The organism is uncultured Stenotrophomonas sp. (assembly GCF_945952405.1).
GTDB lineage: Bacteria > Pseudomonadota > Gammaproteobacteria > Xanthomonadales > Xanthomonadaceae > Stenotrophomonas.
Genome location: NZ_CAMFIA010000008.1, coordinates 86,763 through 101,025, shown reverse-complemented (window position 1 = coordinate 101,025; position 14,263 = coordinate 86,763). Strand labels below are relative to the sequence as shown.

At 68.0% G+C, this 14,263-nt stretch carries 8 protein-coding genes; 2 read left to right on the top strand and 6 right to left on the bottom strand.

Annotated elements, in window-relative coordinates; genetic code table 11:
- Positions 1–46 precede the first annotated feature (46 nt).
- The 6 genes from Q0P60_RS10495 to Q0P60_RS10470 all read right to left on the bottom strand — a co-directional run bounded on the left by Q0P60_RS10495 (position 47) and on the right by Q0P60_RS10470 (position 7,429).
- The gene (locus Q0P60_RS10495; RefSeq protein ID WP_294992394.1) at positions 47–1,849 is read right to left on the bottom strand and encodes an MFS transporter; all 1,803 of its coding nucleotides are present in this window, start codon (positions 1,847–1,849) and stop codon (positions 47–49) included.
- A 224-nt stretch (positions 1,850–2,073) separates the two neighbouring features.
- Positions 2,074–3,186 carry an N-acetylglucosamine-6-phosphate deacetylase gene (gene nagA, locus Q0P60_RS10490; RefSeq protein WP_294992391.1) on the bottom strand — a complete coding sequence of 371 codons (1,113 nt, stop codon included), beginning with the start codon at positions 3,184–3,186 and terminating at the stop codon, positions 2,074–2,076.
- A complete protein-coding gene (locus Q0P60_RS10485) occupies positions 3,183–3,959 on the bottom strand; it encodes a DeoR family transcriptional regulator (protein WP_294992387.1) in 777 nt (258 codons plus the stop codon). The genes nagA and Q0P60_RS10485 overlap by 4 nt, the downstream gene beginning before the upstream one ends.
- Before the next feature lie 33 nt (positions 3,960–3,992).
- Positions 3,993–5,327: a D-tagatose-bisphosphate aldolase, class II, non-catalytic subunit gene (locus tag Q0P60_RS10480; protein WP_294992382.1), complete on the bottom strand. Its 1,335-nt coding sequence runs from the start codon at positions 5,325–5,327 to the stop codon at positions 3,993–3,995.
- Between the two features lie 16 nt (positions 5,328–5,343).
- Positions 5,344–6,282: an ROK family protein gene (locus Q0P60_RS10475; RefSeq protein WP_294992378.1), complete on the bottom strand. Its 939-nt coding sequence runs from the start codon at positions 6,280–6,282 to the stop codon at positions 5,344–5,346.
- Positions 6,275–7,429 (bottom strand): SIS domain-containing protein, encoded by a 1,155-nt coding sequence (locus Q0P60_RS10470; RefSeq protein ID WP_294992374.1) that lies wholly within the window; start codon positions 7,427–7,429, stop codon positions 6,275–6,277. The genes Q0P60_RS10475 and Q0P60_RS10470 overlap by 8 nt, the downstream gene beginning before the upstream one ends.
- Before the next feature lie 322 nt (positions 7,430–7,751).
- Here Q0P60_RS10470 and Q0P60_RS10465 point away from each other — a divergent pair, with 322 nt between their 5' ends.
- Together Q0P60_RS10465 and Q0P60_RS10460 are read left to right on the top strand one after the other, a co-directional pair.
- Positions 7,752–11,111, top strand: coding sequence for a TIM-barrel domain-containing protein (locus Q0P60_RS10465; protein ID WP_294992371.1), 3,360 nt, complete (start codon positions 7,752–7,754; stop codon positions 11,109–11,111).
- Between the two features lie 133 nt (positions 11,112–11,244).
- The gene (locus tag Q0P60_RS10460) at positions 11,245–14,220 is read left to right on the top strand and encodes a TonB-dependent receptor (protein WP_294992368.1); all 2,976 of its coding nucleotides are present in this window, start codon (positions 11,245–11,247) and stop codon (positions 14,218–14,220) included.
- Positions 14,221–14,263 lie beyond the last annotated feature (43 nt).

Sequence of the window (14,263 nt, the reverse complement as noted above, 5' to 3'; positions counted from 1 at the left end):
CGCCAATACCCCCGCGCTGCGCGCGGAGGTCGACCCAGGTCGACCGCTACCGGGCGAACCGCGCCTCGATCTCCTCCAGTGATTTGCCCTTGGTCTCCGGCAGCCAGAACGCGGCCACCAGGAAGAACACAAACGTGCACGCTGCCCAGAATACGAACATGCTGGCGTAGCCGTAGTGGCCAACGGTGGGCAGGAAGATCGCGGCGATGGTTGTCGACACGAACTGGTTGATCAGCAGTGCGATGCTCATGCCGTTGGAGCGGATGCGGTTCGGCATCAGCTCCGACAGTGCCAGCCACACGCACACGCCGGGGCCGACCGCGAAGAACGCGACGAACACCAGGATGCAGGCGGCCACCGCCCAGCCGTGCGCCGGCGGCGGCACCGGGCCGATGCGGGCCTGCTCGATGCGCAGCGGCGCCTGCGGGGCACTGGCCGGGTCGGCGAACGGGTTCAGGTGGAGCTTGCGGAAGAACGTGCCGATCACGCTGTCCGGCTGCACGGTGCCGGCGCGTTCGATGCGCAGCTCGCGATCAATCAGGTTGTCGCTGCGCAGGGCGCGCACATTGGTGAAATCGCCGTAGGCATAGGAAACGGTGAGCTGCATCGGCCGCTCTTCGCGGTCGATCCCTGCGCCCAGGCGCTGCCACTGCGCGTCATCCAGAACCAGTTGCAGGCCATCGCCGCTGACCGCGGCCTGCAGTTGCGGCTGCACGTCGACGCGGCCACGCTCGGCCTGGAAGAACAGGGTGGCGGCGGCCAGCAGGGCCACGCAGATACCGCCGCTGCCCAGCATGAGCAGGAACTTGCGGCCCTTGCGGTCGACCAGCAGCAGCGCGACCACGGTCATCACCGCGTTGAGCAGCTTGATGGCGACGTCGGCACCGTTGGCGACCGAGCCGGACAGGCCGGCCTGGTTGAGGATGTTGACCGCGTAGGCCAGCACCGAATTGATGCCGGTGGCCTGGGTGCAGGCCAGCACCACGCAGGCGAGCAGGAACGGAACCACATAGCGACGGCTGAGCAGCGGGTCACGCTTGCCATCGCTGCTGCTCGATTCCGGTGCCTGGATCTGCGCCAGCGTGGTTTCCACCTGGGCGGCCGGCAGCACGCGTTGCAGGCTGCGGCGGGCAGCGTCGACCCGGCCACGACGGACCAGCCAGCGCGGCGACTCGGACAGCCAGAAGATGCCGGCGCAGAACAGCAGGCCCGGCGCCAGGCAGCTCCAGAAGATGGTGCGCCAGGCATGGTCCTTTACCGTGAACAGTTCCTGCGCCTGCTGCGCCAGGGGTAGCGAACGCACGGCCTCGGCGGCGGCATCCACCGCATGCGCGTGGTACAGGCCGATCAATGCAGCCAGCACCAGGCCGATGGTCAGCAGCAGCTGGAACATCGCCGCGCCGCGGCCGCGCCGCTCCGGGCTGAGCACTTCGGCCAGGTACAGCGGCACCACCACGCCGATCAGGCCGCCACTGACGCCCTGCAGCAGGCGGCCCAGCAGCAGTGGCGTATAGCCGGACGCCAGCGCCATGATCGGGATCGAGGCGGTGAACAGCAGGCCGGCCAGCAGCATCGCACCGCGGCGGCCGATCAGGTCGGCCACCATGCCGGCGAACAGCGATGACAACACGCTGCCCAGCAGCACCGCGGCCACGACGAAGCCGAGCTGCTGGCTGCTGAGTTGCCAGGCGTGGCTGGCGGTGGCTTCAAGATAGGGCAGCGCGCCGGCGATGATGCCGATGTCGATGCCGTACAGCAGGCCACCGAGACCGCCGATGAAGAGCAGGTAGCGTACGGGCCAGCGCGGAGCGGTGGAAGCGGGTACGGCAGGTGCGGCGGCTGCGGTCATCGGCGTATTCCTGGAATAACGGGGATGGTGCGTGGCTGGGGCATTGCGCTTGTGCGCTGGATGTAACGCCGAGCCATGCTCGGCTGCGTTCCGTTCCGATATCGAGGTTGCCCATGCCGCGCTTCGCGCGCAGAGCCGAGCATGGCTCTGCCGATCGTCCTGATCGGCACCCTCCGGGCCGTCGCAAGCGACGTTGGCAATGGCGCCTGCCATTGCCTTCGGCTCTACAGATTCACGACTCGCCCGCCCACCACCACCTGCTGCAGGCGCAGCTCGGCGTCCAGCACCACCAGGTCGGCGCGGGCGTCGGGCGCGATGCGGCCGCGATCGTCCAGGCCCAGGTAGTCGGCGGGGAAGGTGGAAACACGCTGCGAGGCATCGGCCAGGTCCAGGCCGACCCGCACCAGGTTGCGCAGCGCCTGGTCCATGGTCAGCGCGCTGCCGGCCAGCGAGCCGGTCGCCAGGCGCACGCAGCCGCCGCACTTGTGCACGCGCTGTTCGCCCAGTGCGTACTCGCCATCGGGCATGCCGGTGGCGGCAGTGGCATCGGTTACTGCGTACAGGCGCGGAATCGCGCGCGCGGCCAGGCGGATCACGCCGGGATGGATGTGCTGCAGGTCGGGGATGATCTCGGCGTACTGCGCATGGGCCAGCGCCGCCGCTGCAATGCCGGGGCGATAGTGGTCGACGCCGGTCATACCGTTGAACAGGTGGGTGAAGCCGGCGGCGCCGGCCTGCAGTGCGGCCACGCCTTCCTCGTAGGTACCGGCGCTGTGGCCGAGCTGCACGCGGATGCCCATCGCCGTCAGCGCGGGAATCAGCGCGGTGTGCTCGCCGATTTCCGGCGCCAGGGTCATCACCCGGATCGGCGCCAGCGCGTGCAGCTGCTGTACCAGGGCCAGCGTTGCCTCGATCGTGCGGTTGGGTTGTGCGCCCAGCCGCTGCGGGCTGATGAACGGTCCTTCCAGATGCACGCCGGCGATGCTGGCCGCTTCTGCATCGGGCGCGGACATGGCGGTGGCAACCCCTCGCAGGGCGTGCTCGATCTCGTCCAGCCCGGCGGTCATGGTGGTCGCCAGCAGGGTGGTGGTGCCGAAGCGCAGATGGGTACGGGCGATGGTGCGCGCCACGTCGCCGCCCTGCATCAGGTCCACGCCGGCCGCGCCGTGCACATGCAGGTCGATGAAGCCCGGCAGGATCACCGGCAGCTGCGGGTCATCGCCGCCACTGTGATCGTCCACCTGCAGCTTGCGTACATGCGCATCGAAGTGGACGTGGCCGCGCCGCCAGCCCAGCGGGGTGAGGATGCGGCCCTGCAGGGAACGGGTGTCGGTCATGTGGCGGGCTCGGCGATGATCACTTCGATGCCCAGCCGCTGCAGTCCCTCACGGGTCGCGTCGTCGATGCCGGCGTCGGTGATGATGGCGTGGATCTGGTCCAGGCGTGCGATGCGGTGCAGGCTGACGCGGCCGAACTTGGAGGCGTCGGTCAGCACCACGATGCGCCGCGCGCGTTCGACCATGCGGTGGTTGAGGCGGGCTTCGGCTTCGTCGTGGGTGGTCAGGCCGAACTGCAGGTCCAGGCCATCCACGCCCAGGAACAGGGTGTCGAAGCTGTACGAGTTGAGGCTGGCTTCGGCCTGGCTGCCCTGCAGCGACAGCGACTGCTGGCGCAGCAGGCCGCCGGTCAGCAGCACGGTAACCCCGGCCGCATTGGCCAGTTCCCAGGCGATGTTCAGGCCGTTGGTCATTACCGTCACGTCGCGATGCGCGCGCAGGTGGCGGGCCAGGGTCATCGTGGTCGAACCGGAGTCGATGATGATGTTGTCGCCGGGTTGCACCAGGCGCGCGGCGCGCGCGCCGATCGATTCCTTCAGTGGCAGGTTCAGCGCATCCTTTTCGTGGATGTCCTGCTCCTGCGGTGGCGTGCGCACCAGGGTGGCGCCGCCGTGGGTGCGGTTGGCCAGCCCCTGCGACTCGAAGTGGGTCAGATCGGCACGGATGGTCACGGCCGACACGCCGAAGCGCTCGACCAGATCGGCGACCTGCACCGAGCCGTGCTCGATCAGCAGCTGCAGGATCTGTTGCCGGCGGGAGCGGGTGTTGCGCATGGCCATTCTCGGTTTCGCGGGTAAAGGTAGAGATTAGCCGTTCGCAGGAACGCCAGCAGCCGAACGTGCGTTCTGCTTGCGGGTGCCAGCCTGGTTGGCACTGCAGGCGCGGGCGTACTCGCCCAGGCACAGGCCGATACGGTGCTGCACCAGGGCGGTGGGGGTGTTGGCCAGGGTGCCTTCGCGCACGGCGCGGTACTGCTCCGGCAGGTACTGGCTGAGCAGCACCAGCGGCGGCGCGTGCTGTTCCAGGTTGGCGAACAGGGTCTGCACCGCCTGCAGCAGCGCAGGTTCGCCCCAGTAGTAGCGACAGCGGTCGCTGAAGGAGTAGCTGCGCAGCAGGCGCAGCGCGGCCTCATCACCCTGGTAGTAGGACTGCCAGTACTTCGGCTGCGCCCGCATCACCTCGTCCAGTACCTGCGGCAGGCGCGAGCACCGCGCGGCCGGCAGCAGCTCGGCCTCGATCGCGGCCAGCGCGAACAGCGCCTCGCGGTAGGCAAAGGTGGCGGCCGGGCCGACCTTGAGGATGGCGAAGTGGTCGCGCACCAGCGCGTGCAGGCCGCTTTCGCGCTGGTAGTCGGTGGAGTGGGCTTCGAACACGATGCGCGGCTGCTGCTCGAGGAAGCCGGCCAGCGTGCTGGCGGCAGCGGCATCGTACTCATGCACGCTGCTGTGGTCGAAGTCCACGCCTGGCTGCACCACCATCGCGATCACGCGCTGCCAGGCATCGCGCAGCTGCGGCGTGTCGAACGCCTGCTGGTGGATGGCCAGGGTCTGCGCGGCCGCGGCCGGGGTGGTGACCTGCAGGCCTTCGGCCAGCGAGGCTTCGCCACCGGGAATCGGCACTTCGGTGCCGATCACATAGACCGGCGGCGGCAGGCCGTGTTCGGCGGCCGTGCGTTCGGCGATTTCAGCCAGCTCGGCCGAGCGCGCAGCGACGATCGCATCCGGCAGCGGCACCGGATCATCGGCGCAGGACATGCTGCAGTCCAGGTGGATCTTGTGGAAGCCGGCGGCGACGTAGGCCTCGATCAGCACGCGCGCATGGGTCATGGCTTCGGCGGCGGGACGCTTCTGCCAGGCGTTCGGGCCGAGGTGGTCGCCGCCCAGGATCAACCGCTCGCGCGGGAAACCTTCCTCATCGGCCAGCGTGCCCACGTAGTCGCGGTACTGCGGTGGGGTCATGCCGGTGTAGCCGCCGAACTGGTCGACCTGGTTGGAGGTCGCTTCGATCAGCAGCACGGTGCCGTGCGCCAGTGCGACATGCATGGCTGCGCGCAGCACCTGCTCGTTGCTGCAGCAGACGCTGTACAGGCCGACGTTGGCACCGGCGCGGTGGGAGGCAAGCAGGGTCTGCAACGGGGACATGGTCAGGCTCCGGACATCAGGAAAACGAGGGTTGGCAGGCGAGCAGGGCGGCACCGCGTGCGCCGCCGGCATCGCCGAAACGCGGCGGCACGATCGGCGGCACCTGCACGCCCTTGAACAGATGGGCGGCGATCGCGGCCGGCAGCTGCTGGTACAGCGGCGCGTACTGCGAAAGGCCACCACCGAGCACGATCACGTGCGGGTCGAGGGCCAGCACCAGCGCCGCCAGGCTGTGGCCGAGCAGGTCGCGATGGATGTCCAGTGCAAGGCGCGCGCGCGCATCGCCGGCTTCTGCCAGTGCGATCACGGCACTGGCATCGGCCGCACTGCCTCCCAGATGGCGTTCGATCATCGCCACGCCGCTGCCGGAAACATAGCGCTCCACACAGCCCTGCAGGCCGCAGGCGCAGTCGATCAGGGGCAGGCCGTGGCGCTGCAGCAGGTGCCCGGGCACGCTCCAGTGGCCCCATTCGCCGGCCAGGCCGTTGAAGCCGGACAGCAAACGGCCCTGCAGGCAGAAGCCGCCCCCGGCACCGGTGCCGAGGATGGCGCCGAACATGCTGGGGTAACCATCGGCGGCACCGCCGTGGGCTTCAGACAGGGCGAAGCACTGCAGGTCGTTGCCGAAATGCAGCGGCCGCTGCAGGCGCGCCTGCAGGTCGGCGGCCACGCTGTGGCCGGTCAGCGCCGGCACGTTGGCACTCAGCTGACGGCCGCTGCGGCGATCGCGCACGCCGGGCAGGGCGATGCCGATGGCCGCATCACTGCGGCCCAGCGCGGCATCGGCCTCGGCGACCAGGCTCTGCACCGCCTGCAGGAAGCCGTCGTAGTCACCCTGCGGCGTCGCCACGCGGCGGCGCCAGGTGACCTGCATCGCCGCATCGCACGCCACCAGCTCGATCTTGGTGCCGCCGATGTCGATGCCGTAGCAGGCGTGGGCGATCAGCTCAGCCATGATGGATGGTGACGCCCTTGACGACGCGGTTGACGGTGCCGTCGGGGAACGGGTTGTCCGGCGTCAGGCCGAGTGCGGCCGAGCGCTGCAGCGCGAACAGCTGCGCAAAGCCCAGCCACACCGGTGCCAGCCACGGGTCGTCCAGTGCCGGCACGGTGAGGGTGTACTCGTCATCGGCACCGATATCCGAATGCGGGCCGATCGCCAGCACCTGGCCGGCGACGCCATCGCGGCGCAGTTCTTCCAGCAGGTCCTGCTCGTAGCGGCGCGCCAGCGGCTGCACGCTGCGCAGCACCACCACCAGGGTGTTGCCATCCAGCGTCGACTTCGGGCCATGGCGGAAGCCCAGCGGGGTGTTGGCCAGGGCCAGCACGCGACCGGCGGTCAGTTCCAGCACCTTCAGTGCGCTTTCGCGTGCCAGTGCTTCCAGCGGGCCGCTGCCGAGGTAGATCACGCGGTTGAACGGGCGCTGTGCCAGCGCGGCGACCGCGGCATCCCACTGCGACTGGCCTTCGCGGGCCAGTGCGGCGATCTGCTTCAGGCGCGCCACGCGGGCGTCCCACGGCGAGCGGTCGAACACGGTCAGGGCGGCCAGCAGCATGCAGGTCAGGCTGCTGGTCATGGCGAAGGCACGGTCGCAGCTCGCCGACGGCATCAGCAGGGTGCAGGTGTCGGCACGGCCAGCACCGCGGCGGGCCAGTTCGCCGTCGGCGTTGCAGGTGATGTCGAGGAAGCGCGCGTCATCCACGTCGCTGCGCACGCGATCCACTGCGGCCACGCTCTCCGGGCTGGAGCCGCTACGGCCGAACGAGACCAGCAGGGTCGGGCGGTCGCGCTGCAGGTACAGCGCCGGGTGGGTCAGCAGGCTGGTGGTGTGCACGACGCGCACCTCGGCCGGCCACTGCGCGTTGATCGCATCGGCCACCATTTCGGCGATGAAGCCGGAGCTGCCGGCGCCGGTGAACAGCACGCGCTGGTTGGGATCGTTGAGGCTGTCGCCGAGGAAGGCCTGCAGGCGATCGCGGGCACGCGACAGATCCTGGGCCAGGACTTCCCACAGCGCAGGCTGCTGGGCAATTTCGGTAGCGGTATCGGCTCCGCCCAGGCGCTGCCAGGCGGACACATCGGAAAGCAGGGTGACGTCCATTCGGAGGTTCCAGTTGGGCCAGCGCACCATCTGTGTTTTCTTTCGAAATGTCAAATACCGAAAGCAAAAAGAAAGAAAATAGGGTCAGGGCTTTCCCGTGCGCGGGGGGCTCAAGAAAACGAAAGTAACGGCGGAATGCCGTATCGCACAATGCTTAACAGGCGCCTGCAAGCGCTTACACAAAGTATTGCGGCGCAACAACTTTCGTTTCAATGGAATATATCTTCCTTTTTCCTTTCAATTTGTTGACATCTTTCGAATCGCTGCCCTAGAGTCGGCCCAATCGCTTTCGAAACGCCCGGTGAACGGGTTGGGAGTCCGCGTGGAAAACTGCGTTCGTCGCTCGCCGCTGATGCTGGCCCTGCTGCCGGCATTGATGCTGGCGTCCATGCCGGCCCGCGCCGAGCCGGTCGGCAACCTGCGTTCGGTCAGCGCCAGCGCCAGCCGCGACGGCGTGCAGGGCTGGGACCTGCAGACCGACAAGGGCGCGCGCATCCGCATCGAACTGCCGGCCACCGACATCCTCCGCGTGCAGGCCGGCCGCAACGGCAAGCTGACCGGTGCCGGCGACAAGGCTGCGCCGATCGTGCTGCCGCAGCCCAAGGCCAACGTGCAGGCGCGGCTGGAAGAAGACGCGCAGGAAATCCGCGTGCGTACCGATGCACTGGTGCTGCACGTGCAGCGGCAGCCACTGCGCCTGCGCCTGGAGCGCCTGGACAACGGCCAGCCCACTGCCCTGTGGCAGGAACTGCAGCCGCTGGACCTGGATGCCACGCAGAGCGTGCAGGTGCTGTCCTCGCAGGCCGATGAAGGCTACTTCGGCGGCGGCCAGCAGAACGGCCGCTACCAGTTCAAGGGGCGCGAACTGGAGGTGTCCTACTCCGGTGGTTGGGAAGAGGGCGATCGCCCGAGCCCGGCGCCGATGCTGCTGAGCAGCCGCGGCTGGGGCATGCTGCGCAACACCTGGAGCGATGGCAGCTACGACCTGCGCCAGCCTGACCAGGCCACGCTGCTGCATCGCGAAGACCGCTTCGACGCCTACTACTTCGTTGGCGCCGATCTGCCGAAACTGATCGAACGCTACACCCAGCTGACCGGCCGCCCGAACATGGTGGCGCGCTGGGCGCTGTCCTACGGTGATGCCGACTGCTACAACGATGGCGACAACGCCAAGAAGCCCGGCACCGTGCCCGAGGGCTGGAGCGACGGCCCGACCGGTACCACGCCGGATGTGATCGACAGCGTGGCCAAGCAGTACCGCGCCAACGACATGCCCGGCGGCTGGATCCTGCCCAACGATGGCTACGGCTGTGGCTACAGGAAGCTGCCGGAAACGGTGCAGGGCCTGGCCAAGTACGGTTTCCGCACCGGCCTGTGGACCGAGAACGGCGTGGACAAGATCGCCTGGGAAGTGGGCAAGGCCGGCAGCCGCGTGCAGAAGCTGGACGTGGCCTGGACCGGCAAGGGCTACCAGTTCGCGATGGATGCCAACCGCCAGGCGTTCAACGGCATCCTCGACAACTCCGATTCGCGCCCGTTCCTGTGGACGGTGATGGGCTGGGCCGGCATCCAGCGCTACGCGGTGGCTTGGACCGGCGACCAGAGCAGCAGCTGGGACTACATCCGCTGGCACGTGCCGACCCTGGTGGGTTCGGGCCTGTCCGGCATGGCCTACGCCAGTGGCGACGTCGATGCGATCTTCGGCGGCAGCGCTGAAACCTTCACCCGTGACCTGCAGTGGAAGGCTTTTACGCCGGTGCTGATGGGCATGAGCGGCTGGTCGTCGAACGCGCGCAAGCACCCGTGGTGGTTCGATGAGCCCTACCGCAGCATCAACCGCGACTACCTGAAGCTGAAGATGCGCCTGACCCCGTACATGTACGGGCTGGTGCATGAGGCCGCGCAGACCGGCGCGCCGCCGGTGCGCGGCCTGATGTGGGACAACCCGCGCGATCCGCATGCGCAGGATGAGACCTACAAGTACCAGTTCCTGCTGGGCCGCGACCTGCTGGTCGCGCCGGTATACCGTAGCCAGGCGGCCAGCCGTGGCTGGCGCCGCGATATCCACCTGCCGGCCGGTGGCTGGATCGATTACTGGGATGGCCGCCGCGTGCAGGCCGGCGCCGACGGCCGCCAGCTCGACCGCCAGGTGGACCTGGCCACGCTGCCGGTGTTCGTGCGCGCCGGTGCGATCCTGCCGATGTACCCGTCGATGCTGTTCGACGGCGAGAAGCCGCTGGATGAAGTGACCTTCGACCTGTACCCGCAGGGCGATTCGCAGTACACGCTGTACGAAGATGATGGCAACACCCGGCGCTACCAGCAGGGTGAGTCGAGCACGCAGCGGATCCGCGTGCAGGCGCCGGCACAGGGCAACGGCCCGGTGCAGGTGCAGATCGATGCGGTGCAGGGCAGCTACAACGGCCAGCTGGCGCAGCGCCGCTATGGCCTGCGCGTGCTCAGCCGGCAGGCACCGCGTGTGGTGCAGGCGGGAGGCCGCGCGCTGCCCGCGCTGGCCGATGCCGCGGCCTTCGACAGCGCCGGCGAAGGCTGGTACTTCGATGCCAAGGAACGCCGCGGCACCCTGCATGTGCGTACCACCGCCCAGGACATCCGCCAGCCGCTGCAGCTGCAGCTGGACTTCGCGGTGGCCACGGCTGCCGCCGACGATGCCTACCCGGCGGCACCGGTGCTGGGCCGCGAACTGCCGGCCGACAGCCTGCTGGTGGTCAACCGCCCGGCCGAAGAACCCGGCCATCCGCTTGAAAACGCCTTCGACGACGATCCGGCCACCTGGTTCCGCAGCGTACGCAACCAGGCGGTGCGCACCGGCGCCCACGAGTGGGTGGTGGGCTTCGGCGAGCGCAGGATGATCGACGGCGTCGAGCTGGCCCCGCGCAACGACCAGCACTGGAAGCACGGCCAGGTGCGTGACTATGAAATCTACCTGGGCGACAGCAATGGCGAGTGGGGTGAACCGATCGCCCGCGGCCGGCTGCAGCTGAAGGAAGGCATGCAGCGCATCGATTTCCCGGCCCACGCCGGCCGCCTGCTGCGCTTCCGCGTGCTGAGCGTGCAGAACCCGGAAGGCGACGGTGCCAGCGGTGCCGACCCGATGGTCACGGCCGCACAAGGCAGCGCCCGTGCCTTCGATGCCCTGCAGCCGCGCGACGTTGGCCCGATCGCCCTGTCCACCTTCCACATCCTCGAGCACCAGGAACCGGAGCGACCGGCCCGGCAGCGCTATCTCTCCGAGCTGCCGGTGCCGGCCGCGCTGGCCAGCCAGGTGCGCACCGACCAGTCGTTCCGCGGCGATGCCGGCATGCGCATGAACGGCCTGCAGTTCCGCCGCGGGCTCGGCGTTGGCGCCAACAGCCGCATCGACCTGCGCCTGCAGGGCGGCTGGCACCTGCTGCGCGCCGACCTCGGCATCGACGACGCTTGCCGCACCGCCGGTGGCCTGCAGTTCCAGGTCTGGGGCGACAACCGCCTGCTGTACGACAGTGGCCTGGTCAAGGCACCCGGCGTGGTCAAGCCGGAGCTGGACATCCGTGGCCTTTCCACCCTGAGCCTGCGCACGCTGGGTGCGCAGGGCAGCCAACCCGCCCAGGTCTGCGCCAACTGGGCCAACGCCGTGCTGATCGGCCAGGAGGGCGACTCCGCCAGCATCGTCGCCCCATGACTCCCTCGTAACACCGCTCCTCCCCCCGCCCATTCCGACTACGGCCCTCGTGGCCGTGGCCCGGGAGCGTTTTGCCCGCCGAACGCCCATGCGCTCACTTTTTGCGCTGCACCCCTGCCAGGAGAGAACCCCGATGTTGCCCGCACGCCACCACCGCCCCCCCTGTCGTTCGATTGCTCCGCTGTCGCTGGCCATCGCCGGCGCGCTGCTCTCGGTCGCCGTACCTGCCTTCGCCCAGGAGAGCAAGGACAAGGCCACCGACCTGGCCCGCATCGAGGTCACCGGCTCCAACATCCGCCGCACCGACGTTGAAACCGCCTCGCCGGTGCAGGTGATCAGCAAGCAGGACATCCAGAACATGGGTGCGCGCACGCTGCTGCAGGTGCTGGACAACCTGCCGGCTGCGCGCCCGGCGCAGCAGGATGCACGCTCGCTGTTCACCGGCTCCGACGGTGCGTCGCAGGCCAACCTGCGTGGCCTCGGCGCGCAGGGCACGCTGGTGCTGCTGAACGGCCGTCGCCTGTCCTACTACGGTGCACCGGCCGGCTTCCAGACCCAGTTCGTCAACATCGATGCGATCCCGGCCGCGGCCATCGAACGCATGGAAGTGCTGACCGACGGCGCCTCGGCGGTGTACGGCACCGATGCGGTGGCTGGCGTGATCAACGTGATCACCAAGCGCAACTTCCAGGGCGCCGAGGTCAGCTTCACCAACGACACCTCCTCGCGCATCGACTCCTACGGCGAGCGCCAGGCCAGCATCACCGCCGGTTTCGGCGACCTGGCCGAGAATCGCTTCAACATCTACGGCGCGGTGAACATGTACCGCCGCGACGCGATTCCGCTCAGCGATTTCTACGACAAGCGGCCCAGCCAGTACTACGTCAACAACCCGAACTACCTCAACAACCTGCGCCTGGGCGTGGGCAGCAAGCCGGGCGAGTTCAACCCGGGCAGCTACTTCGCCTTCGATCCGGTCACCGGCCGCCGCGTGCAGGAAGCGGCACCGGGCTGCAAGAACGTGCTGACCAGTGAAGCGGCCGGTCCGCGTTGCGTCTGGGAAACCTGGATGAACAACGAGATCGATGCCGGCGCCAAGTCCGAGCGCAACACCGCCTACCTCAACGGCACCTTCCTGGTCGGTGACACCACCGAGATCTTTGCCGAGGCGACCTACACCGACATCGACCTGCGTGCCAACGGTGGTACTCCGCGCACCTACGGCACCACCACCGGCAACCCGACCAGCTGGTTCTCGCGCAACACCGGCAACTCGGTCAACCAGTTCCTGTACCCGTTCCTGGGCCCGAACAACGAGTACAACCACGCCAGCCCGGCCATGAAGGCGATGATGGGCGGGGTGGTCGGCCTGAACTACCTGCTGCAGGACGCCGGCCCCAACTACTTCGGACAGCGCAACACCGACAAGAGCTACCGCGTGCTGGCCGGTGCACGTGGCAACGTGGGTGACTGGAACTGGGAAACTGCGTTCGCCAGCGCCGGTACCCACTCCACCACCTACCAGACCATCAACGTCAACACCAAGGGCTTCGAGAAGGCCTTCGGCCCGTACACGATCGATCCGGGTACCGGTCGCGTGATCATCTCCGATCACCCGGCGTACAAGTTCGGCGAGATCAGCGAGGCCAACGCTGCACTGATCCGCGAGGCGTTCCCGACCTTCGACATCCAGTCGTGGACCCGCCTGCATACCCTGGACGGCAAGATCGAAGGCCCGCTGTTCCAGCTGCCGGCCGGCGAGATGCGCGCCGCGTTCGGCTTCAATGCCAGCCGCGAAACCTTCTACACCCCGGGCAACGCCGATGCCGCCAACGGCCTGATCACCCAGCAGGGCGGTTCCTGGTTCGACGGCAAGCGCAACACCTATGCGCTGTTCGCCGAGACCGTGGCGCCGATCACCGACAAGCTGGAACTGGATGCGGCGGTGCGCGTGGACAAGTACCCGAACTTCAGCGCCAACATCGCGCCGAAGATCGGCTTCAAGTACCAGGCATTCGACCAGCTGATGCTGCGCGGTACCTACTCCACCGGCTTCCGTGCGCCGAGCCTGGCCGAGTCCGGCAATGGTGGCGTGTTCGCGCAGCTCGGTGGCTACCGCGATGAGCTGCGCTGCAACGAGACCAATGCCATCGCCAACCTGCTGCTGAAGTCGCAGCGTCCGGGTGATGTCGATCTGGGCAAGAACATGCTGAATGTCGACTGCAGCCGTACCGTGGCGCGCATGACCCAGCCGAACAAGGACCTGAAGCCGGAGAAGGCGAAGATCGCCACCCTCGGCTTCGTTTACGAGCCGGCGAACTGGCTGTCGGTGTCGGCGGACTACTGGTTCATCTACCGCAACAACGAGATCGTGGCCCCGGACTACCGCCGTAGCGAAGACATCATCTCGATGTCGCGCTCGCCGATCACCGACAGCGACCGTGCCAACCTGGCGCAGCTGGCGGCGATGTGCGCCGATCCGGCCAGTGGCGTGACCTGCCCGACGGCGTTGCCGGGCTACTCCGCCGGCAACGTGGCCAGTGTGGTCGGCCAGTACAGGAACCGCGGCAAGACGCTGATCGACGGCTTCGACATCGACGCGCGCAGCCGCTTCTCGCTGGGTGACTGGGGCAACCTGAACATCGGCCTGGCCGCCACCATTGCCAACCGCAACCGCTTCTACCTGGATGAGCAGAGCGGCTGGTACTACGGCGACGTGGTGGGCTACTACAACAACCCGCGCCTGCGTGCCACGCTCAATGCCGACTGGACCTACAAGCAGGTCACCACCAGCATGTTCGTCAACTACATCGGCGGCACCAAGTGGGCCACCGACCAGGTTGACGAAGTGAGCAACAACAAGGAAACCTGCACCGGTGGCTACCTGGCCGTGCAGGAGAGCAAGTGTGATGGTGCGCCGTCGTGGTGGACCGCCAACATGAGCGTCACCTGGCGCCCGGACGACGCCTGGAACCTGAGCTTCACCGTCAAGAACCTGTTCAACCGCCTGCCGTTCTACGATCCGAACAGCTTCCTGGGTGACTCCAGTGACTACGCGACCATCTTCGGTCGTGGTTACAGTGTGACCATCGGCTACCGGTTCAAGTAATTCCGTTTGCGTGACCTGGCGTGCCGGCTGCGGCCGGCACGCT

Bases quoted from the DNA above. Each gene is read 5' to 3' on its own strand.
- Q0P60_RS10495 (WP_294992394.1), bottom strand. From the start codon at position 1,849: ATGACCGCAGCCGCCGCACCTGCCGTACCCGCTTCCACCGCTCCGCGC.
- nagA (WP_294992391.1), bottom strand. From the start codon at position 3,186: ATGACCGACACCCGTTCCCTGCAGGGCCGCATCCTCACCCCGCTGGGC.
- Q0P60_RS10485 (WP_294992387.1), bottom strand. From the start codon at position 3,959: ATGCGCAACACCCGCTCCCGCCGGCAACAGATCCTGCAGCTGCTGATC.
- Q0P60_RS10480 (WP_294992382.1), bottom strand. From the start codon at position 5,327: ATGTCCCCGTTGCAGACCCTGCTTGCCTCCCACCGCGCCGGTGCCAAC.
- Q0P60_RS10475 (WP_294992378.1), bottom strand. From the start codon at position 6,282: ATGGCTGAGCTGATCGCCCACGCCTGCTACGGCATCGACATCGGCGGC.
- Q0P60_RS10470 (WP_294992374.1), bottom strand. From the start codon at position 7,429: ATGGACGTCACCCTGCTTTCCGATGTGTCCGCCTGGCAGCGCCTGGGC.
- Q0P60_RS10460 (WP_294992368.1), top strand. From the start codon at position 11,245: ATGTTGCCCGCACGCCACCACCGCCCCCCCTGTCGTTCGATTGCTCCG.